We start from the raw sequence: 20,624 nt of genomic DNA, 5'->3' as shown, positions 1-20,624 counted from the left end.
AAGTTACTTAGTTTGTTTAATTGTTTTTCTTTTTAACTGGGGTTGTTGCTTTGCGGGAAGGCGTAGCTTTCTTGTTTGAGTTGGTAGGATTCTCTGTGGTAACAGCCCCTTCCGGCAGTGGCGGTACATCGGCCGGATCATCTTTCAAAGCATCTGCCGGGCGAGCCCCTGCGGTATTCTGCTCTTTAGATGCCAGGCCAAGTTCCTCCAGCACAAATTCGGTGTAATCATGCCGGGGATCTGTGTACAGCATCACCATATCACCAGACTTGTCAAACATGAAGTTGAGGCCGCGTTGCCTTACAATTTTCTCCACCGCTTCAAACAACTGGTCCTGCGCTGGTTTTATCAGTTCTTGGCGTCTTTTAAACAAAGAGCCCTCAAAACCGAACATCTTCCGTTGGAATTCCCGAAGTTCTGTTTCCTTGCGGTTGATCTCCTCTTGCCGCTTCACTTTCATGTCGGGCGTTAACAGAATCTCCTCAGCCTGATAACTCTTTTGGAGCTTTTCAAGTTCCGCCCGCATGCCCTCTATTTCCTTCTGCCAAGACTGAGATAGCTTTTCCACCTCGGCCTGGGCATTGGCGTAAGCGGGCATTTTCTGCAAGATAAAACCAGAATCAATATAGCCAAAGCGCTGCGCATTTACCTCCTTCCCAAACAGAAGGAACAAACCCATCACCATAAAGCACTTTAACTTCTTCATCACTTCTATCTTAACAAATTCTGTTCCAATTATCTGATTTGCTGACCTATGATAAAGTGGAATTGACCGCCGTTAGCACCTGGGCGTCCTGGCACGGTGTCAAGTCCCCATCCGTAGTCAAAGCCTAGCAAACCGAAGGCCGCCATAAACACCCTGGCGCCTACCCCTACAGAACGATACAGTTTGAAAGGATCGTATTCACGGTAAGTACCAAAGTTATTACCAGCTTCAGCAAATCCAAGGACAAACACCGTTGCTGCTGGGTTCAATGAAACCGGGTAGCGCAGTTCTGCTACGTATTTGTTAAAGGCGATACCACCGGCCGCATTAGGTGTGATACTTTCGTCTTCATAACCTCTCAAGCCAATGTAATCTGTGGCCACAATGAATGAACCACCGCCTAAACCAGAGCCACCCAACTTGAAGCGCTCAAACGGCCCGATTACTCCTTTAGAACTGTATGTCCCGATGAAGCCAAAGTGAGCACGGGTATTCAGTACCAGTTTGCCATCGCCGCTTAATGAATGGAACCAAGAGGCATCAAACATCCATTTGTGGAACTCAATCCACTGGAAGTTATTCACGCTGTTCCTAAACAAAGAGTAAGGCGGAGTGAAGGTCACATTCAGGCCAATGGAAGAACCGGAACGGGTATAAGTTGGGTTGTCAATACTAGAGCGGGCGAAAGACGTGATAAACGAGATGTTGTTCGCATCTCTGATTTGGTCTGCCTCGGCGTACCCTCTAAAGATGGTAGATCCGTTGCTCATATTATACCTGAAGTAAGAAATTGAATTACTTAAGGTGAAATAGTCATCTGGCCAACGCAATCTTCTACCCAGGTTCACACTAGCCCCCGAGATATCAATGAAAGCATTTTCTGCCTGGCCAAACTCATCCTGTTGTGTATAGCGCTGGATGGATTTGCTCAAACTTACCGTTAGAGAGTTAGGACGGCGCCCGCCCAACCAAGGCTCAGTAAAGGACAATGAGTAAGACTGGTAACGCTTACCATTTGCCTGAATGTTCAAAGCCAGACGCTGCCCATCGCCGGACGGAACCGGCCTCCACTGCTTCCAGTCTGTAGCTTTGCGTAATGAGAAGTTGTTCAACACCAAGCCCACAGTTCCTACCGCACCAAGGCCACCACCCCAACCACCAGAAAGTGTAATCTGGTCATTAGGCCGTTCCTCAACGGTGTAGCGGATATCTACCGTTCCATTCTCAGGGTTTGGAACTGGCTCCATACCAATTTTCTCCGGGTCAAAATAACCAAGGTTGGAAAGTTCACGCTGCGAACGAATCAAGGCAGATCTGCTGAAGTTCTGGCCAGGCAACGTACGCAATTCCCGAAGAATCACATGGTCACTGGTTTTGGTGTTACCAGTTACTGAAATACTGTTGATAGTGGCCTGAGAACCTTCGCTCAGACGCATTTCAATATCTATGGAATCTCCGTCTACAGCAACCTCTACCGGCTCAATCTGGAAGAACAGGTAACCGTCATCCATGTATAAAGAGGTGATGTCGTTTCCGTTAGGATTGTAGTTCAGGCGCTTGTCTAGTTCTTCTCTGTTGTAAACATCACCTTTGTTCAGCCCCAGTACCCTGGCCAGCATGGCATCATCATACAGGTAGTTTCCGCTCCAGCTAATGTTGCGGTAATAATACCTGCGGCCTTCATCCACTACAATCTTGATGCCTATACGGTCATCGCTGATCTTGTAAATAGAATCTGATACGATGGCTGCATCACGGAAACCTTCTGAGTTATAGAAGTCAAGCAGGAGCTTCTTATCCGCTTCAAACTCGGTTTTGTTGAATTTGGCGCCGGTGAAAATCTTATAGAATTTCTTTTCCTTGGTCTTCTTCAGCTTCCGCTTCAGTTGTGACTCACTGAACATTTCGTCCTCGTCACTCCAGATACCCGAGATAAAGCCTCCGAAACCTTCTTTTCTGCTTTGACCGGTAGCGGCGTTGATTCTCTCAATGTCCAGTTCCCCAATACGTACCTTCTCTCCTTTATCTACTCTTATCTCCAGCGCCACGCTGTTTGCGATGACTGAGTCTGGGGTTTGTCTGATTACCACCTGGGCATTCAGGTACCCTTTGTCCTGGAAGAACTTCTGCACCGTGGTGCGGGTAGAGTTCAACAGTGCGTCTGTCACTACCCTGCCCTTGTTCAAAGAAATTGATTTCTGCAGATCCTCAGCCTGGGATTTGGTAGCACCGGAAAAATCAAAACGGGATAACCGGGGGCGCTCAGTTAGGAAGAAGTCAAGGAAAATATTGTCTCCCTCAATTTTAGTGGCGCGCACATCTACCCCGCCCAAGATTCCCTGATCCCAAAGTTTTTGGATGGCTCTGCTGATAGCATCACCCGGCACATCAATCTCATCCCCTATCCTTAACCCGGTAAGAGAAATCAACGTAGTAGGATCAAGGAACTTGGCACCACTCACCGTGATACCGCCAATCTTATATTTCCGGGGATTTGCGTAATCAATGGTAGCGGCATTGCTGCTGCCAACCCCTAGTCTGATCTGCGCATTAGCAGTTACACCAGACATTACTAACAGGCATAACAGCCAAAAATACTTACTCATTAAGAATGTGCTTTTTGTAATTGTTCGCTTGTCTTCCCAAAGCGGCGTTCGCGCTGCTGAAAAGCAAGTATGGCTTCATAAAGATGCTCTTTCCTGAAATCTGGCCAGAGAAGATCTGTAATATACAATTCTGTATAGGCAAGCTGCCAAAGCAAAAAGTTACTTATTCTCTGCTCCCCGCTGGTCCTGATTAAAAGCTCCGGGTCTGGCATACCAAAGGTATTCAGATAATCCTGTACTATGCGCTCATTGATAGCCTCAGGTTCCAGTTCCCCGGCTTTAACCAAAGAAGCCATCCTCTGCATGGCATTTACCAACTCCCAACGGCCGCTGTAGCTCAGAGCCAGGACCAGGGTCATCCGGGTATTTTGGCTGGTAATCTGGATTGCCTCTTCCAACTGCTTACGGCAAGCCTGAGGCAAGGCTGCTAAATCGCCAATAGACTGCAGCCGGATATTGTTCTTATTCAAGGTCTCGGTTTCCTTGCGGATGGTGCTCACCAACAACTGCATCAGGGCCTCTACTTCATATTTAGGCCTTGACCAGTTTTCTGTGGAGAATGCGTAGAGCGTTAAATAGTGAACTCCCAGTTCTGCCGCCGCCTCCACCGTTTCGCGCACGGCAGTGATGGCATTCTGATGGCCAAAAATCCTAAGGTTCCCCTTTTTCTTTGCCCATCTACCGTTTCCATCCATGATAACGGCAATATGTTGGGGCAAATTGCCTATGTCTATCTTTTCCTTCAGGCTCATTAAAAAGAAATTTCAATGCAATTTAGGAAAAGCTTAGCACTTTTTACTTATTATCCACACCCCCTGTCTTCTTTTACTTAACGGGGCAGTTGATCTTATAGAAGGTGTATGAGATACTAACCCCATTGTAGAAATACAAGTCTCTGCTGTTAGGGTTCATGACCTGCTCATTCTGATCGGTGAGATTATCAAAGGCATCTGTGAAGAGAACCCTCACGCCGGCTTCAAACCCAAGGTTCCAACGCTCAGAAAGGGCATACTTCACCCCTGCCCCCACCGGAACAGCCAAAGCGAAACCGGTTCTATACGCCTGCTGCTTGTCTGCATCTGTTGGATATATAATGGCAGGGTTCTGGGCTATTGTTTTGTTGTTGTATACTATACCGGCTACGCTTACAGTGAAGTAAGGAGTCCACCTGATAGGCCGCCTGAAATCATAGTAGTCCAGAAACTTATAGTCGATGCCGCCACTCAGCTCAAGAATACTGGTAGTCACAGTTGCTTGCCTGTACATAGACAGAGGCAGTTCCCTGGCCAGGAAAGAAGGGTTATCGGTAAAATCCTCATCCTTAGCCTTTATCTTACCAAGGAGCAAACCTACTTTCCAGGCTACGGCATTGGAGATATCCTTCTTATAGAAAATGTTAAGCGCCGGCCGGTTACTCTTCAAGCGGTATCTGGGCGCTATATCACCTTTATAGACAACTCCACCAATACCAATCCCTAACTCACTGGTAGTTTTGGGCTGTCCCGTCTGTTGCTGCGCTGTTGCGGGCAAGGCAAAAAAAACACTCCCTATTTGTACCAAGGTGCAAACAAGGAGTGTGCGTACTGTTTTTAAAATCATTTACTCAAAATCAGAAGGTGTTTCCGTATTAACGGAATTTCGGTCCTCTTCGTGCAGGAGTCAGAATATAATTTAAAGAAAAACCGGTAGTGATGTACCAGTCGTCATCAGACACGTCACCTCTTTGGTCACCTTTGGCACCATAACCATTTATTCTTCTATAACCATTCTCAGTAATGATTGGGTACTGGCTAGCTCTAGAGTTATCGGCACTTCTGTCAGACAAGATAGCAGCGGCTGTACTCAGGTCACTCTTATCAGCGTAAACGGTACTTACGTCATCCAGGTAGTCAGTGAAGGTTTTGCGCCAGGTGATCTCAAAGCCAAGATCCCAGTATCTGGCAAGCTTGTATTTCACCCCTAAACCAAAAGGAATAGCAAATTGAATCTTTTTGTATGGTTCTGGATAACCTGCTCCATTGGCGTACTGACCTTCAGTTCCTAAAGGCTGCAGTTCATACCAACCAGCAGGTAGACGTGGATCTGTTCCGTCATAATAAGCTTTGGGGTTGTGGTGGAACACTGCTACTCCCAGGAAGGCATATGGTGTAAAGTCAGGGCGGCGCATGAAAGTTCTGCGGTTCTCAAACAGGTCAACAATACCTTGCACGCTCAACTCCTTAATATCATTTCTGAAGCTTAGGTTACGCTTGTATCTTGGCTCGTTCTCTGGCTCTGAGAAATCAGCGCTTTTGCTGTCGTCACCGGTGATTCTACCCCAGGAAAGAGCAGCGCGGCCATAGATTCTCGGAGTGAATTTTCGGGTAAAGTTCACTGAGATACTTGGCCGGGTTGAAGCAAGGCGTAAGCTGGTAAAATCAGACTCAGGGGTAACATCGCCAAAATAATTCATGGCATTTAAGCTAACCCCTACACTATTGTAAAGGTTTCTTCTACTAAAACGCTGAGCTTCCGCCTCCGGAAGAGCAGCCATAAAGAGAACAAACAATATTAAAGAAGTAGAGAAAAATTTCTTCATGCCATCAACTGTTACTGATTTCATCAACTTATTACCGGTTTACTATTTAATTTGCAAAACAATGATTGCTCCGCAACGAACAAAATTATACCTTTTTTTTATACCTCAAACAGGTATATAGGATTTTTTTATATTTTAATTTTATTTAACCATTCCTTTGATCAAGCCCCCAGTGCATCTTAGTTCTAAGAGTAGTCAGAAAATTGACTTGATTCAACTTCACCAGCCTTGCATTGAAGTCCTCTCTCCGTACCGCTAACTGAATGGAAGCATCTACCGGCTTGGACCTGGAATCCAGAGAAACCAGATACCGGGTGCTTCTGCCCTCAATCTCAAAAGAAATCACGCTTTTGTCTGAGACCACCAAAGGCCGTACGTTCAAGTTATGAGGGCATACGGGAGAGATTACAAAATTGTTTGTCTGCGGCATCATCACAGGACCTCCACAAGAAAGCGAGTATCCCGTGGAACCAGTTGGAGTTGCCACTATCAGGCCGTCTGCCCAATAAGAATTTAAATATTCCCCGTCGATGTACGTATGCACGGCAATCATGGAGGACGTATCCCGCTTCAAGATCGAGAACTCATTCAACCCGAAGTTCTTGCCCTCAAATACCTCCTGATCGCTGTCCAGATGAATGAGAGATCTATCTTCCAGGGTAAAATGCCCTTTGAGCAAAGCATCAAGAGCCATTTCCAACTGAGCATAAGGGACTGATGCCAGGAATCCCAGGCGCCCCATGTTAATGCCCATAATAGGAATTTGCAAAGCCCCTACGTAGGTAACCGCATCTAGCAAGGTTCCATCACCGCCCAGACTGAGCATGTAAGTCACGTCCTGCAGACTGGTATCACGGGTAAAAACCTCGGCTTGGCTGGGCACAGAAGTGAAGGGAGCCAACGACTCCACAAAATGATCTGCCACCGTAAGTTCAATGCCTTGCTGCACCAGAATATCCATTAGCCGGCGCACAAAAGGAATCACTTCCTCTTTTACTGGCTTCCCGACTATTGCTATTTTCATGGTGTACTCAGATCAAAGATATTGCAACACATTCAATATCAAGACAAATATATAGGGTGTTTGCTTATATAGGAAATTTAAATATTCAAATACCGTAAAAGCATGTCCAGCCTGTCCTGGTCTTGCGGGGCGCTGGAAGTATCCTGGAACTGCGCGGTAATCTTATATCCAAACCGCTCCAGGGTAGCCACAATACGGGTAAGGTCGCCGGTATTTATCTTTAGAGTGAGCTTTATCTTGAAGATATCCACCTCGTCTGGCGAGACGTTGGCGCTCAGAATTTTGGCGTTGTTAGACTCTACTAGACGGCTGATTTCACTCAAAGAGTAATCTCGTTCTGCCATGCAGAGCACCAGAATACCGCCCTGCCCCTGGATGGCGGACATTTGCCCGAACGCCGAAATGGTGTCACTTACCGTGATAACCCCCAGGTATTCTTGCAGGTCATCTAGTACCGGCACCACCTGCACTTTGTTCTTGATGGCCAATTCCATCACGTTGTAAAAGTGCTGATTCTGTTGCACGTGCACATGCTCAAAATCAAAGGGAATGTTCTCTAAAACCGCCTCGGGGTTCTTGGCCTCCAGGACGTTTTCTTCGGTTACCAGACCCAGGTACTTCCGGTTCTTCACCACAGGCAATTGGTTCAGCCGGAACTCATCCATCCAACGTACCGCTTTCTCACCGGTGTCAGAGAGTTTGAGGGGCGGAACCATCTGGTTTATCAATTCTTCAGCTATCATAGGCAGCAGTCTTTAACAGGAATTCCTCTAAGATACTGTTAAAGGCCTCCGGATGTTCCATCATAGGTGCGTGGCAGCAATGGTCTATAAAACGAAGCTCTGATTTCTGGATCAATCTGTTGAATTCATGGGCCACCATAGGCGGCGTGATGGTGTCATTGAGACCCCAAATAAGCAAGGTAGGCGCCTTGATCCCACCCAAGTCCTTGCCCAGGTTGTTGCGCTGTGCCGATTTGGCGATGGAGATGATACGGAGCACTTTGGGATTGCTGTTGGTGATGTCAAAAACCTCATCCACCAGTTCTGGGGTAGCCACGGCCGGGTCATAGAACGTGTACTCTATGCGTTCTTTCACAAACTCATAGTTACCGCGCTTAGGGAACGAACCACCCATGGAATCCTCAAACAAGCCTGAGCTACCGGTGAGCACCAGGCGTTTCACATGCTCGGGGCGTTTTAAGGCGAACTCCAGGGCCACATGGCCGCCCAGCGAATTGCCTAGCAAGGTCAGGTCTGTCAGTTTTTTGTAGGAGATGAAATCCTCCACGAACTCCACCAAGCCGGGAACGCTGGCCTGCGGCAAAGGCATCTCGTACAGGGGCATGAGCGGAATAACCACGCGGTAGTTTTTATGGAAATAAGAGACCACTCCCTGCCAGTTACTCAACGCGCCAAACAACCCGTGCAAGAGCAAAAGCACTTCGCCTTCGCCTTCATCTATGTACTCAAACCCGCCTTCCTTCTTGATTTCCAAGTCCATGTGAGAAAATCGCTTGTATTGATAGTAAGTAGAAACAATTATAGGGATGTAATATTAGCAATATTCACCCAATTTCTGAGCATTTCCAGTCCGTGTTGGGTAAGGGCGGCCTCTGGGTGGAATTGCAAAGCATATAAAGGTAAGTGCGCGTGCCTGAACGCCATAAGCTCGCCCTCAGCGGTTTGCGCCAGCGGCACCAGGTCTGCCGGAGACTCCTGCACCACCAGCGAATGGTAGCGTACCACCGGTATCCTGGAAGGAAGCCCCGCAAAGATGGGGTCCGGCGCGCAGTATATCTCAGAAATTTTGCCGTGCATCGGCCGCAAGCCTTTCACCACTTTGGCCCCGAAGAACTGCCCCAGCGCCTGGTGCCCCAGACAGATGCCCAGCATGGGAAGCCGATCATGGTAATAGTCTATGACAGCGGGCATTACGCCGGCCCGCTCAGGCGTACCCGGCCCCGGTGACAGCACAATCCCATCCAGCGGCATAGCCTTGAGTTCCTCCAGCGGCACATCGTTGCGGCGCACCTCTACCACTACGCCCAACTGCCTGAAATAATCATAGAGGTTGTAGGTGAAAGAATCAAAGTTGTCTAAAAGCAGCAGCACAGAGAAGAAAACGCAGAGAAATGAAAAAAGATGTTCCTGTTTTAGGCCCGTTATCCATAGAACAGGTCTAAAACAGGAACGAAAAACAATTCAATTTATCCGATTACCGGGTGCTTTTATAAAATATTGCCCCCGTTTCAACGGTGTTTTTAGCAAAGCTGCCCTAAAACGGGAAAACTGGTTTTTAACCGAAAGACTCCAGCGCCTCGCGCCCGAACGGGATGATCCATTGCACGAAGGACCAGGCGCTGGGCGCGGCATCCAGGTAATAGGGGTACACCTCAGAGTCCCGAACAGATTGAAACGTCAGGTCCAGCCCGGTGGCGTGGGCAAAGTACACCAGGAGGCAGATACAGAAACCCCACTTCAAGGCCCCGATGAGAGCTCCGATAACATTGTCCATTAGACCGAGCGGTGTGAGGTGCACGGCTTTCTTGATGACCATGCCAATGGCCCTTACCGCAAACCCAATCCCGATGAACACCACCAGGTACGGCAGAAAGGGCAGGAACCCGGCGTTGTCGCCCAGCCACTCATGGATGGGCGGCGTTAACACGCCCACAAGCTTCATCCCGAAAACGGTAAGGATGATCAGAGTCGCCAAAGACGCGATCTCCAGCACCAGCCCTTTGAAAAAACCTTTGAAAGCGCCGTAAGCTACCGGCAGCAACAGGAAAAGGTCAAATGTACTCACGCGGGGTTCTTCTTAGGCGTTTGTGTTGTTCAGCAGCGCGTTCACAGCATTGGAGATCGCGCGACCATCGGCTTGGCCGGCCAGTTCGCGGGAAGCTACGCCCATCACTTTGCCCATATCAGAAGGTCCCAGGGCACCCACGCGCTGGATGATTTCCAACAGACGCTCGCGCAGGTCTCCCTCATCCAGTTGCTGGGGCAGGAATTCCTCAATCACAGCCAGTTCAGCCATTTCCACCTCCTCCAGGTCGGTACGGTTCTGGGCGCGATACACCTCAGCTGACTCGCGGCGCTGCTTGGCGGCTTTGGTCAAAAGTTTCAGCTCGGTGTCTGGGGTAAGGGCCTGCACCCCGCCTTTCTCGGTCTCGGCCAGCAGAATCTGGGATTTGATGGCGCGCAGGGCTTGCAGACGGGTCTTATCTTTGGCCAACATGGCTTGCTTAATGCCGGCTTCTACTTTTTCTTTCAAGCTCATAGTTTTATAGGTATAAATAGTGTCTGGTGCCACGACACCGGGGTCAGAAATCATTATGGAAAGTGACGCCAAGTTTCTTTTATCTTTGCCCCATCCAAAGAATGGAACGCTAACGTAAGACCAACATGACGAAACTGAGCGTAAATATAAATAAAATAGCCACGCTACGGAACGCACGCGGCGGCAACCGGCCAAATGTAGTACAAACGGCGCTGGACTGCGAACGATTCGGGGCGCAGGGCATCACGGTGCACCCGCGGCCCGACGAGCGGCACATCCGGTTCCAGGATGTATACGACCTGAAAGCCGTTGTGACCACCGAGTTCAACATTGAAGGCAACCCCACCCCCGATTTCATCAAACTGGTGCTGGCCGTGAAGCCCGAGCAGGTGACGCTGGTGCCCGATGCTCCCGATGCCATCACCTCCAACGCCGGCTGGGACACACTCAAGCACAAGGATTTTCTCATTGACGTCATAGGTCAGTTCAAAGCCGAAGGCATCCGGACCTCCATCTTCGTGGATCCCGTGAACGCGCAGGTGGAAGGCGCCGCCCTCACCGGTACCGATCGCATTGAACTCTACACCGAGGCCTACGCCCACCAATACCACTCCGGCCGCGAGGCCGCCGTGAAACCGTACACCGAGGCCGCCCGCGTGGCCCAGCAAGTAGGCTTAGGCCTGAACGCCGGCCATGACCTGGACCTGGACAACCTGCGCTACCTCAGAGAACAACTGCCCAACCTAGACGAGGTCTCCATCGGGCACGCGCTCATCTGCGATGCCTTGTACTACGGCCTGGAGAACACCATCCAGTTGTACCTGCGCCAACTCAACTACTAATGCCACACTCCCCGTTTACGGCCCCATTTCCAGAAAACAGCTTCAAAACGAAGTCTAGCGCACCAAAGTCATGTTAGGGCTGCTGCTGAAGATAGCGGCTCTGGCCATAGCGGCGAATTACGGCGTGCGGTTCTTTTCCTGGCTATTCAGGAAACAGCAGCGCGTGCACTATCTCTCGCCCATGCGCCAATTCAAAATGGTGTTTTGGTCGTTGCTTAGTTTCTGGCTGGGCGGCACCATGTTGGGCACGCTCCTGCGCGACCCCAACGTGACGCCGCTGGAAACCGCCATCGCCATTGGGCTGGGTACCCTGTTGTTCCTCTTCGCGGTGCCTACCCTGCTGGTGCATTTCCAGTACTGGAGCCACGAGCGGGAAAATGCCCTGGAACTGGAGAAGGAGACTAACAGCGCTTTGCTCCTGCAGCCCGGCGGCCGGTACCTGCTCAATCAACAGCACATCAGAGAGATCACGGAGGTACAATGCCCCAGCAAGCGCTTCTTCTGGAGTTCTTACCGATACCTGATTATCACGTTCACCGATGGACAGCAGGTAAAAGTCACTTCCCTGCTTATTGATCTGGAGCAGCTCAAAGCCCTTTGGCCGCGCGTGCCGTATCAAACCAAAACGAAATGGGTCTGTTTTCTGTAAAACAGGCCAGAAACCCAACTTCGCAAATTATCTCTCCAGACCATGGAATTAAATTATAAAGTTTTAGGCGAAGGCCAACCCCTCCTTATTCTGCACGGACTCTTCGGCACCCTGGATAACTGGCAGACGCTGGGCCGGGAGTTATCCAAAACCTATAAAGTGTACCTGGTGGACCTGCGCAACCACGGCCGCTCGCCGCACACCCCAGAGTTCAGCTATCAACTCATGACCGATGACCTGGTGGAGTTCTTTGACCAGCACCAACTGCAGGATGCCTACCTTATCGGGCATTCCATGGGCGGCAAGGTATCCATGAACTTCGCGCTGCAGCACTCAGAAAGACTTTCCAAACTTCTGATAGCCGATATCGCACCCAAAGCCTATCCGCCGCACCACGATGACATCATTGCCGGTTTCCGGTCCATTGATTTGAATACCATCCAAAACCGTCAGGAGGCCGATGACCAACTTGCCCAAAAGGTAGAGGACTTCGGGACCCGCATGTTCCTGCTCAAGAACCTGTACCGCAAAGACGACAACACCTTCGGCTGGCGCCTGAACCTGAATGCCATTGAGCAGAACCTGGACAAGATCCTGGGCAACGTTGAATCTGAGACGCCTTTCACCAAACCCACCCTGTTCCTGCGCGGCGGCAACTCGCGCTACATCAAACCAGAGCAGGATTTGCCACAGATTCAGTCCTTGTTCCCCAACGCTACCATCCAGACCATTGAGAATGCCGGCCACTGGCTCCACGCCGAGCAGCCCCAGGAGTTCTACCGCTTGACTATGGAATTCTTGCAAAAGTAGAGGCTACTTTCAGGTCATTTTGAGGATCCTGAACCCGAAACGATGATCGCGCCTGAGCCAAGGTCTATCTAGTTCGCCCACAAGATCCTTCCAGGATGACAAAAGGGAATAATCCAGAATATAAATGGGGAACTATCCAGGCCATAAAAATGGAATAACCCAGATGATAAAAGTGGCATTAGCTGCGTCACCTGTTTTGAGCCGCTTTTAGATAAAATACCGAAGAAACATGAGCACTCCCGCCAAAGGCACTCTTTTCTTAATTCCAACCGTTCTCGCTGAGGACACGGCATCGGCGGTCATTTGCCGGCAGGTGGCCGAGGTCACGGCTCAGCTCAAATACTTTCTGGTGGAGAATGCCCGCACTGCGCGGCGCTACATCAAATCCATTGCGCCCAGCCAGACCATAGAAGAACTGCAAATCACCGTCATCGACAAGAATTCCTCTAATGCCGAGTTGACGGCTGCCCTGAAACCGCTTTTGGCTGGCCAAGACGCAGGCGTGATCTCGGAGGCAGGTTGTCCCGGTGTGGCAGATCCAGGGGCAGAGTTGGCGCGATTGGCGCACCAGCACGGCGTGAAGGTGGTGCCGCTGGTGGGACCTTCGGCGATTCTGATGGGTTTGATGGCCTCAGGATTCAACGGGCAGTCGTTCGCTTTCCACGGCTACCTGCCCATTGAGAAGCGCGACCGTATTCAGGCGGTTAAAGAGTTGGAGAAAGAGATGGCAGTGAAGGACCAGACGCAGATTTTCATGGAGACGCCCTACCGCAACAAACAGATGATTGACGATCTGCTGCAGAACCTGAGCAAAGACACCAAACTCTGCATCGCGGCCAACATCACCGGTCCCAATGAGTTCATCAAAACCCTGCGGGTCGCCGACTGGAAAGGAAAAGTGCCGGACCTGCACAAACAACCCGCCGTCTTCCTGATTTACAGACGTTGATCTTTGAGGCTGATTTTGGAGCAACAACAAGGGATTGCCCCTACATATTATTAAATTGCGCGGAAAGGTGTTTAGGACCTGATTTCACAAAATCGGGCCCTAAACACCTTTTCTATTTTGGCATGAGCCAGCCTTGCGGGTTGAGGTTGGTTTGGTTTTTCCAGATCTGGAACTGGAGTTCAGAGGTGCCTTCGGCATCGGTGTAGACCGTCCCGATGGTTTGTTTGGTGCTGATTTCCTGACCTTCGGAGACGCTCACTGTGCGGAGTTTGGCATAGACGGTAAAATACTCGCCGTGCTGCACCATCACAATGTTGTTCATGCCCGGAATGGTCTGCACCGCCAGCACTTTACCCCCGAAGATAGCTCTTACCCGCTCGTTGGCACCAGTCTGGATGTCAATACCGCGGTTCTCCACCACTACGCCTTTCAATACCGGGTGCGCCTGCCGCCCGAAACGCTGGGAGATAAACCCCCGTTCCACTGGCCACGAGAAGCGGCCTTTGTTTCCCGCGAAGTTGGAGGAAAGGGCAGCAGCCTCCGGGGTAAGGGTTACGCGATCGGTACGGGAGACAGAGGCTCTGGTCTTGGCAGGGGCGCTGGCGGTAGCGGCTGGTTCACTTGGGGCTGGTTTACCTGCCGCAGCGGCAGCTCTGGCCGCAGCAGCGGCTTCACGGGCAGCCTTGGCTCTGGCAGCAGCTTCCGCTGCACGGGCGGCCCGGGCAATCTCTTCCCGCACAATGTTGGCGATGAGTCTGTTCAACTGCTGCACTGCTTTCTGGCGCTGTTCCACCTCCTGCTTCAGGGACTGCTCCTGCAGACTCAGTTGCTGGATTACTTGATCCTGCTGGTCATGCATGGAAAGCAGGTTCTTGTTTTCGTTCAGCTGCACGCTAAGCAGGCTTCGCTTCTGCTTCTTTTGGGTGGTAAGGGTGCTCAGTTGCTGGTTAAGGTTCTGCTGCACCTCCTCAATGGCTGCCGCCTGCTTTTTGCGCGCCTCGGTATACTGACGTAGATAGCTCATGCGGCGCATCATCTGGTTGAAAGAATCTGACGCGAACAGGAACATGAGTTTGTTGTAGCTGTTAGCCGTTTTGGAAGCCGCATAGATGAGGCGGGCATATTCTTTTTTAAGACGCTCCAGATCGGTTTGGGCATCGGCCACTTTTTCCTCGGTGGTGCGCAGGTCGCGGTTGAGGTAGACTATTTCTGAGGAAATGTTTTTGATGACGCCTGTCTGCACGGTGATCTTCTCTTTGATCACGTTCAGTTGACCCAGAGAGGCTTGTTTCTTCTGGGCCGTTTCCTTCAGAATACGGTTTGCTTCCTGAATCCTTTTCAGGTTGGCGTTTTTCTCGCGCTCCAGCTGGGCTTTGCTTTTTACCGGCGCTTTCTTTGAGGACGTTTTGGAAGAGGAACGGGTAGTCTTTTTCTGCTGAGCCTCAGCAGAATTCAACCCGATCAAGAAAAAGAATAAAAAAAGATAAAGTAGCCCCGCCCTATTTACGTTCATAGTTCGAAGGTACGGAAAAAGGGAAATCCAGGGAAGTCTCAGACGTGGAAACCTGTCTGTGCTTCACCGCTACCACCGTTGTCTTAGAGGCATTTCCCTCGGGCTGCTGGATGGAAAGCAGCACGGCCATGGCAAATGGCTTACCATTCAGATCCTCAAAATCCTGGTAATCTACGGTCATATAATCTTTGGTCTGCAGGTTACGGACCTCGGTGCGCTTGAGCTTGAACTTGGTGGTATCCACAAACTGGTCTATCTGCAGATTGGTGCGCAGGGTGCGCAGGTGCTGCACCGGTCCCTCCTGCTCCAGCTTTTCCCGCCCGTTTTCGGCGGCCACAAAATTTCCAATTAACAGGTCTTGCAAGGTTTTAAAATCAACGTCTACGTTGTAGCGCTCGCGCAGCATGTTGTAAGACCCTACAAAGTACTCGTCTTTGAGCCTATTTACTACATACACAGAGTCTGGCGTTACTTTGAGGCGGGCAGCCTCAAAACCCAAAGCCTGCACCGAGGCCCAGATCACCTCGTTTTTCTTCATGCGCAGCGTGAGGTTCGCGTTGATTTTTGTGCTCTCGCTCTGCACCTTGCCCTTCGCGCTGAAAAAGGTGTAATCTGTATTGACTACGTTTACCTTGTTGATATTCTCGGGAGTCACAGCGCCGGAGGCGCCGGGAGCGGCTTTCTTGTTACATCCTACCAGTACCAGCAAACTCAACCCTAAGGCGTAGATATAGTTACTCTTATTCATAAAGTCTTTTGTCTTTAATCTTCTTGCTGATGCCCTCTGAGGCGCCGCCCACCTGGTTTGCGCGCACCCATTGTTTCAGGGCCAGATCGCGCTGGCCCAATTGGTAGAGCACATCGCCGTAGTGTTCAATAATGGTGGCATCTGAAGAGACAGCTACGGCTTTTTCCAGTAACCGTTTCGCTTCCTGGTAATCCTTCATCTTGTACAAGACCCAGGCGTAGGTGTCTAAGTACGTAGGATTGTCTGGGTACTGCGCCACCAGCGTACTGGCCAGCGCTTTCGCCTTAGGCAGGTTCTGCCCTCTCACAGACAGGAAATAACTGTAATTGTTGAGCGCGTGCGGGTTGTTAGGCTCTATGGACAGAGCGGCTTCATAGGCCTGGTCTGAGAGCGCATACTGCTCCAGTGAATGGTAAGCATCGCCTAGCTGCAGGTTGAACTGTAACTGCAGATCGCGGTTATTGCCCGCCAAGCGGCGGCCGTATTCCAGTGATTTGGCGGCTTTGGTGTAATTCTTATTGATGAGGTAAGCCGTGCCGTTGTAAAACCAGAACATGGGCTGGTTAGGGAAAAACTCCAGCGCCCGTTCAGAATGGACTACCAGGGAGTCGTTCTGGTTCATCTCGCCGTCCAGCAACACAATCTGCTGCCAGATTTTGTAATGCCCCGGGTCTAAAGCCACTGCTTTCACATAACTATCGCGGGCAGGCAGTTTACGGCCGGCATTCACGAAAACGTCACCGGCTACGGCATGGGCTTTGGCTTCGCGCGGATGCGCTTTGGTGGTGAGTTCCGCCAGTTTAATGGCTTGGGCCGCTACCTTGTCATTGGGCAGCCGCCGGATATAGTCTACCAGGATCTTCACCTTGGAGTCAATATCCAGGGAAGGATTTCCAAAGGCGAGCTCCAGTTGGGCATCGGCCTCGGTGGTTTTGCCTTGCTGTTGCAGCAGATCGGCCAGCATAAGACGGCCGTAGGCGTTATCGGGGGCAACCGCCAAGGCTTTCTGGGCCATGTTGATCGCCTCGCCTATTTTCTTGTTCGCAGCCAGAATCTCGGCCTGGGCTAACAGGTAGCGTACTTCCTCAGGCTTGGAGGAGATCAGGTTCTCGCCTTCCTGCAGGGCCTTGGCCAGGTTGTTCTGCTTAAGGTAGATTTGCTGCTTTTTAAAGGAGATTTCCTCAATTAGCCCGTATTTTCCCTCAATCTGGCCTAAAGTGCGCAAAGCATCGTCCAGCCGGTTTTTGGCCAGATAAAGGTCCGTCAGATTGAAAAGGTACTGCTCGGTGTGCGGGAGTTCCTGCGTGAGGCGGGCGTAAACTTTGATGGCATCGTCGTACTCCTGTTGGTTTGTGTAGATCTGGGCCAGCAGGAGATGGTAATAGGGGTTCTTGGGTTCCAGTTCCAGGGCAGCTTTGGCAAAGGGCAGGGCGCCCCTTACGTTGCCTAGCAGCAGACTGGTTTCTGCCAGCTTGTAGTTCACCGCCGCGTTATTGGGGCTGATGGCATACGCCCGCTGGAAACGGTCAAGGGCTTTGTTATACTCTTCCAGCACGAAGAACTTCATGCCTTCCAGAAAATAGGACTCACTTAGCTGCTGCTCTTGTTGGCTAAGAACCAGAGGGGGCGTTACCGCCTGAGGGGCCGCGTTCCTCTCCTTCTTGCGCTCAGACTGGGCATAGCTGTTCTCACACGCCACTACCAACCCGCACAAAGCAGCCACTATCGTGAGTCCTCTTTTCAGCATAAAATTAAATCTCCTGTCTAGCCACGCAGGGTATTGTAGTCGCCTAAGCTCAGGTCAGCTGGAATCCCTTCATACACAACGTAATTACCCACCATTGAGTTAGCGATGTGGGCGTGGTTTACCTTGCTGTTTTCCTGCACAATGCTGTTGCTGATCACCGACCCGCTTACCTGGGTGTTGTTTCCAATTGAAACGTGCGGACCTACCACAGAATTGTTTAGTACTACGTTTTCCCCTAAATATACCGGCGGTATAATAACACTGTTATTCACCTGCGCGGTTCCAGATACCAGGCCTTCTTCGTCCTGGATGTACTCAAGGTAACGCTGGTTGGTGAACACGGTAGAGTCTTTGTTTCCGCAGTCCAGCCACTCAGAGATCTGGCCAGGGATGAACACTGAGCCTTTGCTCTTCATGTTCTCCAGCGCGTTGGTGATCTGGTACTCGCCTTTGTCTTTGATGTCGTTGTCCAACAGGTACTGCAGTTCGCTGCGCAGGTACTCGCCGTCTTTGAAATAATAGATCCCGATGATGGCCAGGTCAGAAACGAACTCCTGTGGTTTCTCCACAAACTCGGTGATGTGGCCTTGCTCGTTCAGTTTCACTACGCCGAACGGACGCGGGTCCTCTACTTTCTGTACCCAGATGGTGCCCTCGGCAGAAGTATCCAGTTTGAAGTCGGCTTTGAAAAGGGTATCGGCGAAAGCCACTACCACATTGCCTTTAAGCGCGCTCTGGGCGCACAGAATGGCGTGGGCGGTTCCCAGCGGCTGATCCTGATAATGGATTGTACCTACGGCGCCAACAGACTCCGCTATCTTCAATAACTTCGCCTCTACTTCAGCCCCAAACCTACCAATAATGAAGGCTACTTCTTCAATAGGCTCCTGACACACCTTGGCAATGTCTTCCACCAACCGCTGTACAATTGGCTTCCCAGCAATTGGGATAAGGGGTTTAGGAACAGTAAGGGTGTGCGGGCGCATACGTTTGCCCATGCCGGCCATTGGTACAATAATTCTCATAGTTTCTCTTAAATAGTTTGCTTAAGTAAGGGCTACCTACGGGTTTTTCGTGTTTTAGATATGTTCACTTCCCGTTTTCAGGCTATTTCTTCTAAAATATAGTAAAAACCGAAGATATCAAATTCAGAAGGCACCCTGAACGCTAATTTTAGGCTGCCTTTTAGTGCTTCCCGGTGCTCCCGTATCCGCCAGCCCCGCGTTCTGTGTCAGAAAGTTCCTCCACGGCTTGCCAGGCCACCCGCTCATACCGGGCCACTACCATCTGCGCGATGCGCTCGCCGTCTTCCACCACAAAATCTACATCAGAGAGATTCACCAGCAGCACTTTGATCTCACCGCGGTAATCTGCGTCAATGGTGCCGGGGCTGTTCACAATGGAGATGCCGTGCTTGAAAGCTAGTCCGCTGCGGGGCCTGATCTGGGCCTCGTGCCCCTCGGGCAGCTCAATGGAAAGCCCTGTGGGGATAAGCGTGCGCTGCAAGGGTTTAAGGGTCACAGGGGCCTCCAGATTAGCGCGCAGGTCCAGCCCGGCAGAGTGCTCCGTGGCGTATGCGGGCAGCGGATGCTTACCCAGGTTGATGACTTTAACGGGAAGAGTGGTACTCATAGAAAGCTAATATACGAATTTATCTATTTAACGGCTGTTGCCGGGGCATTTCGCTGCAGGGGCTTCTCCACCACCCACACCACGGCCAGGAACACGGCGCACAAAGCCAGGTGGTAGGCCTGCCGGAGCCAGAAGCTCTCTATGTCCCACGCATATGCCAGCCAGATAAGCCCCGAGGCCAATAGCAGGTACCCAAAAATGGCCTTAATAGGATACGGCACCGGGAAATACTTCTGCCCGATGGCATAACACACCACTGACATGGTGAAATAGCAAAGGAACGCCGCAATAGCACTGCCCATATAGCCCAGTACCGGAATCAGCATGAAATTCGCTACTACGGTGACAATGGCCCCGAAGATGGTGATATAGGTGCCGTAATGGGTTTTATCGGTGAGTTTGAACCAGACCGTGAGGTTGTAGTAGACGCCGTTGAACAGGTAGGCCAGCAACAGCACCGGCACCACCTCCATACCTGTGCGGTACGCTTTCTGCCCCAGGAAATACTGGAAAAGGTCCAGGTTGGCGCTGATGCCCAGGTAGGCCAGTGCGCATACAATCACAAACCACCGCATGACTACCGCAAAAGTAGCCGGCGAGTTCTTTTCCTGCGACTGCGAGAAAAAGAACGGCTCTGCCGAATACCGGAACGCCTGAATCATGAGGCTCATCATGATGGCCAGCTTGTAATTGGCCCCGAAGATTCCGAGGGCATCCTCGTTTGTCACGCCTTTATAAAACCCTTCGGGCAACCAGTCCTCCAGCATGAGGCGGGAGAGCATTTCGTTTGTGGCACCGGCCAGGCCCATGACCAAGATAGGGAATGCGTACACCAGCATTGGGGACATTTCCTTAAAACTGAGCCTGAAACGGAAATCAACAAACTCGCGCCAGAGCATGGGAATGAAGAGCAGGTTAGCCACCATGTTCACCAGGAAAATGTAGCCCACGCCCAAGTTAGGGTCATAAATGGTGTCAATGAAAGGGCGCAACCCCACCAAATATTTGCCTTCGTACACTTGCCGACAGAAAATCAGGAAGAACAGGTTGCCGGCGATGACCAGAAAGATATTAGAGAGTCGGATAATGGCAAAGCGCACCGCCTGGTTCTCCAGGCGCAAGCGGGCAAACGGAATAGCGGAGATGGCATCCACGGCCATGGTGATGGCCAGCCAGATGATGTATTTTTCCCGGCCTGGGTAACCCAACTCTGCCGCGATGGATGAGGAAAACAGCACAAGAACCGCCGTAAACAGCAGACTAGAAGTAAGGATCAGCGTCTGGACCTTGTGGTAGAGTTCCCGCCGATCTACTCCGGGTTTGTTTGCATACCTGAAGAAGGCCGTCTCCATGCCGTAGGTATACACAATGTTGAGGAAAGCCACTATGGCGTACAACTTGGTGACCACCCCGTACTCGGCGGGCGCGAACACGCCCGTGTACAAGGGCACCAGCAAATAATTCAGGGCCCGGCCCACAATGCTGCTGAGACCGTACGCCGCTGTTTGCCCTACCAGTTTTTTAGCAATACTCATATC

At 51.0% G+C, this 20,624-nt stretch carries 21 protein-coding genes; 4 read left to right on the top strand and 17 right to left on the bottom strand.

The annotated features are described in order from the left end of the window. Positions 1-16 precede the first annotated feature (16 nt). The 11 genes from J3P34_RS18390 to J3P34_RS18340 all read right to left on the bottom strand — a co-directional run bounded on the left by J3P34_RS18390 (position 17) and on the right by J3P34_RS18340 (position 10,196). Complete coding sequence (locus J3P34_RS18390; RefSeq protein WP_210490056.1) at positions 17-706, bottom strand: OmpH/Skp family outer membrane protein; 690 nt, start codon at positions 704-706, stop codon at positions 17-19. A gap of 29 nt (positions 707-735) precedes the next feature. After that, positions 736-3,276: a BamA/OMP85 family outer membrane protein gene (locus J3P34_RS18385; protein WP_246853776.1), complete on the bottom strand. Its 2,541-nt coding sequence runs from the start codon at positions 3,274-3,276 to the stop codon at positions 736-738. Between the two features lie 35 nt (positions 3,277-3,311). Further along, positions 3,312-4,064, bottom strand: coding sequence for an undecaprenyl pyrophosphate synthase (uppS, locus tag J3P34_RS18380; RefSeq protein ID WP_210490054.1), 753 nt, complete (start codon positions 4,062-4,064; stop codon positions 3,312-3,314). 73 nt (positions 4,065-4,137) lie between these two features. Next, the gene (gene porG, locus J3P34_RS18375) at positions 4,138-4,911 is read right to left on the bottom strand and encodes a type IX secretion system protein PorG (protein ID WP_246853775.1); all 774 of its coding nucleotides are present in this window, start codon (positions 4,909-4,911) and stop codon (positions 4,138-4,140) included. Between the two features lie 28 nt (positions 4,912-4,939). Further along, entirely contained in the window at positions 4,940-5,914 is a 975-nt protein-coding gene (locus tag J3P34_RS18370) for a DUF6089 family protein (protein ID WP_246853774.1), read from the bottom strand. Between the two features lie 121 nt (positions 5,915-6,035). Next, a complete protein-coding gene (locus J3P34_RS18365) occupies positions 6,036-6,914 on the bottom strand; it encodes an NAD kinase (RefSeq protein ID WP_210490052.1) in 879 nt (292 codons plus the stop codon). 77 nt (positions 6,915-6,991) lie between these two features. Further along, on the bottom strand, positions 6,992-7,657 hold the full coding sequence (locus J3P34_RS18360; RefSeq protein ID WP_210462982.1) for a CBS domain-containing protein: 666 nt from the start codon (positions 7,655-7,657) through the stop codon (positions 6,992-6,994). Next, entirely contained in the window at positions 7,647-8,417 is a 771-nt protein-coding gene (locus tag J3P34_RS18355; RefSeq protein ID WP_210462981.1) for an alpha/beta fold hydrolase, read from the bottom strand. The genes J3P34_RS18360 and J3P34_RS18355 overlap by 11 nt, the downstream gene beginning before the upstream one ends. 38 nt (positions 8,418-8,455) lie before the next feature. Further along, positions 8,456-9,028, bottom strand: coding sequence for an anthranilate synthase component II (locus J3P34_RS18350; protein ID WP_210490051.1), 573 nt, complete (start codon positions 9,026-9,028; stop codon positions 8,456-8,458). A 184-nt stretch (positions 9,029-9,212) separates the two neighbouring features. Further along, on the bottom strand, positions 9,213-9,722 hold the full coding sequence (locus J3P34_RS18345; protein ID WP_210490050.1) for a CvpA family protein: 510 nt from the start codon (positions 9,720-9,722) through the stop codon (positions 9,213-9,215). Positions 9,723-9,734: 12 nt separating this feature from the next. Further along, a complete protein-coding gene (locus J3P34_RS18340; protein WP_210490049.1) occupies positions 9,735-10,196 on the bottom strand; it encodes a GatB/YqeY domain-containing protein in 462 nt (153 codons plus the stop codon). 125 nt (positions 10,197-10,321) lie between these two features. Here J3P34_RS18340 and J3P34_RS18335 point away from each other — a divergent pair, with 125 nt between their 5' ends. The 4 genes from J3P34_RS18335 to J3P34_RS18320 all read left to right on the top strand — a co-directional run bounded on the left by J3P34_RS18335 (position 10,322) and on the right by J3P34_RS18320 (position 13,446). Then, the gene (locus J3P34_RS18335; protein ID WP_210490048.1) at positions 10,322-11,038 is read left to right on the top strand and encodes a pyridoxine 5'-phosphate synthase; all 717 of its coding nucleotides are present in this window, start codon (positions 10,322-10,324) and stop codon (positions 11,036-11,038) included. A 70-nt stretch (positions 11,039-11,108) separates the two neighbouring features. Further along, positions 11,109-11,687 carry a PH domain-containing protein gene (locus J3P34_RS18330; RefSeq protein ID WP_210490047.1) on the top strand — a complete coding sequence of 193 codons (579 nt, stop codon included), beginning with the start codon at positions 11,109-11,111 and terminating at the stop codon, positions 11,685-11,687. Between the two features lie 42 nt (positions 11,688-11,729). Continuing rightward, positions 11,730-12,497 (top strand): alpha/beta fold hydrolase, encoded by a 768-nt coding sequence (locus tag J3P34_RS18325; RefSeq protein WP_210490046.1) that lies wholly within the window; start codon positions 11,730-11,732, stop codon positions 12,495-12,497. Positions 12,498-12,726: 229 nt separating this feature from the next. Further along, complete coding sequence (locus tag J3P34_RS18320; RefSeq protein ID WP_210490045.1) at positions 12,727-13,446, top strand: SAM-dependent methyltransferase; 720 nt, start codon at positions 12,727-12,729, stop codon at positions 13,444-13,446. 112 nt (positions 13,447-13,558) lie between these two features. Here the strand turns inward: J3P34_RS18320 and J3P34_RS18315 are convergent, their stop codons facing one another. From J3P34_RS18315 to J3P34_RS18290, 6 genes are all read right to left on the bottom strand, one after another. Then, positions 13,559-14,959 carry a murein hydrolase activator EnvC family protein gene (locus J3P34_RS18315; protein WP_210490044.1) on the bottom strand — a complete coding sequence of 467 codons (1,401 nt, stop codon included), beginning with the start codon at positions 14,957-14,959 and terminating at the stop codon, positions 13,559-13,561. Beyond that, positions 14,946-15,707, bottom strand: a complete 762-nt coding sequence (gene lolB1 / locus J3P34_RS18310; protein ID WP_210490043.1) for a lipoprotein insertase outer membrane protein LolB1 — start codon at positions 15,705-15,707, stop codon at positions 14,946-14,948. The genes J3P34_RS18315 and lolB1 overlap by 14 nt, the downstream gene beginning before the upstream one ends. Next, positions 15,700-17,454, bottom strand: a complete 1,755-nt coding sequence (locus tag J3P34_RS18305; RefSeq protein WP_210490042.1) for a tetratricopeptide repeat protein — start codon at positions 17,452-17,454, stop codon at positions 15,700-15,702. The genes lolB1 and J3P34_RS18305 overlap by 8 nt, the downstream gene beginning before the upstream one ends. Before the next feature lie 17 nt (positions 17,455-17,471). Further along, on the bottom strand, positions 17,472-18,479 hold the full coding sequence (locus J3P34_RS18300) for a sugar phosphate nucleotidyltransferase (protein WP_210462971.1): 1,008 nt from the start codon (positions 18,477-18,479) through the stop codon (positions 17,472-17,474). Positions 18,480-18,639: 160 nt separating this feature from the next. Then, on the bottom strand, positions 18,640-19,086 hold the full coding sequence (gene dut / locus J3P34_RS18295) for a dUTP diphosphatase (protein ID WP_210490041.1): 447 nt from the start codon (positions 19,084-19,086) through the stop codon (positions 18,640-18,642). Between the two features lie 23 nt (positions 19,087-19,109). After that, positions 19,110-20,621 carry a lipopolysaccharide biosynthesis protein gene (locus J3P34_RS18290; protein WP_210490039.1) on the bottom strand — a complete coding sequence of 504 codons (1,512 nt, stop codon included), beginning with the start codon at positions 20,619-20,621 and terminating at the stop codon, positions 19,110-19,112. Between the last annotated feature and the right edge of the window lie 3 nt (positions 20,622-20,624).

This window comes from Rufibacter aurantiacus, from assembly GCF_017916345.1.
GTDB lineage: Bacteria > Bacteroidota > Bacteroidia > Cytophagales > Hymenobacteraceae > Nibribacter > Nibribacter roseolus.
The sequence above is the reverse complement of the archived record's forward strand: the minus strand, read 5'-3'. Positions and strand labels throughout refer to the sequence as shown.

Coding starts and splice junctions, on each gene's coding strand:
- J3P34_RS18390 (WP_210490056.1), bottom strand. CDS start 706: ATGAAGAAGTTAAAGTGCTTTATGGTGATGGGTTTGTTCCTTCTGTTT.
- J3P34_RS18385 (WP_246853776.1), bottom strand. CDS start 3,276: ATGTCTGGTGTAACTGCTAATGCGCAGATCAGACTAGGGGTTGGCAGC.
- uppS (WP_210490054.1), bottom strand. CDS start 4,064: ATGAGCCTGAAGGAAAAGATAGACATAGGCAATTTGCCCCAACATATT.
- porG (WP_246853775.1), bottom strand. CDS start 4,911: ATGATTTTAAAAACAGTACGCACACTCCTTGTTTGCACCTTGGTACAA.
- J3P34_RS18370 (WP_246853774.1), bottom strand. CDS start 5,914: ATGAAATCAGTAACAGTTGATGGCATGAAGAAATTTTTCTCTACTTCT.
- J3P34_RS18365 (WP_210490052.1), bottom strand. CDS start 6,914: ATGAAAATAGCAATAGTCGGGAAGCCAGTAAAAGAGGAAGTGATTCCT.
- J3P34_RS18360 (WP_210462982.1), bottom strand. CDS start 7,657: ATGATAGCTGAAGAATTGATAAACCAGATGGTTCCGCCCCTCAAACTC.
- J3P34_RS18355 (WP_210462981.1), bottom strand. CDS start 8,417: ATGGACTTGGAAATCAAGAAGGAAGGCGGGTTTGAGTACATAGATGAA.
- J3P34_RS18340 (WP_210490049.1), bottom strand. CDS start 10,196: ATGAGCTTGAAAGAAAAAGTAGAAGCCGGCATTAAGCAAGCCATGTTG.
- J3P34_RS18335 (WP_210490048.1), top strand. CDS start 10,322: ATGACGAAACTGAGCGTAAATATAAATAAAATAGCCACGCTACGGAAC.
- J3P34_RS18330 (WP_210490047.1), top strand. CDS start 11,109: ATGTTAGGGCTGCTGCTGAAGATAGCGGCTCTGGCCATAGCGGCGAAT.
- J3P34_RS18325 (WP_210490046.1), top strand. CDS start 11,730: ATGGAATTAAATTATAAAGTTTTAGGCGAAGGCCAACCCCTCCTTATT.
- J3P34_RS18320 (WP_210490045.1), top strand. CDS start 12,727: ATGAGCACTCCCGCCAAAGGCACTCTTTTCTTAATTCCAACCGTTCTC.
- J3P34_RS18315 (WP_210490044.1), bottom strand. CDS start 14,959: ATGAACGTAAATAGGGCGGGGCTACTTTATCTTTTTTTATTCTTTTTC.
- lolB1 (WP_210490043.1), bottom strand. CDS start 15,707: ATGAATAAGAGTAACTATATCTACGCCTTAGGGTTGAGTTTGCTGGTA.
- J3P34_RS18305 (WP_210490042.1), bottom strand. CDS start 17,454: ATGCTGAAAAGAGGACTCACGATAGTGGCTGCTTTGTGCGGGTTGGTA.
- J3P34_RS18300 (WP_210462971.1), bottom strand. CDS start 18,479: ATGAGAATTATTGTACCAATGGCCGGCATGGGCAAACGTATGCGCCCG.
- dut (WP_210490041.1), bottom strand. CDS start 19,086: ATGAGTACCACTCTTCCCGTTAAAGTCATCAACCTGGGTAAGCATCCG.
- J3P34_RS18290 (WP_210490039.1), bottom strand. CDS start 20,621: ATGAGTATTGCTAAAAAACTGGTAGGGCAAACAGCGGCGTACGGTCTC.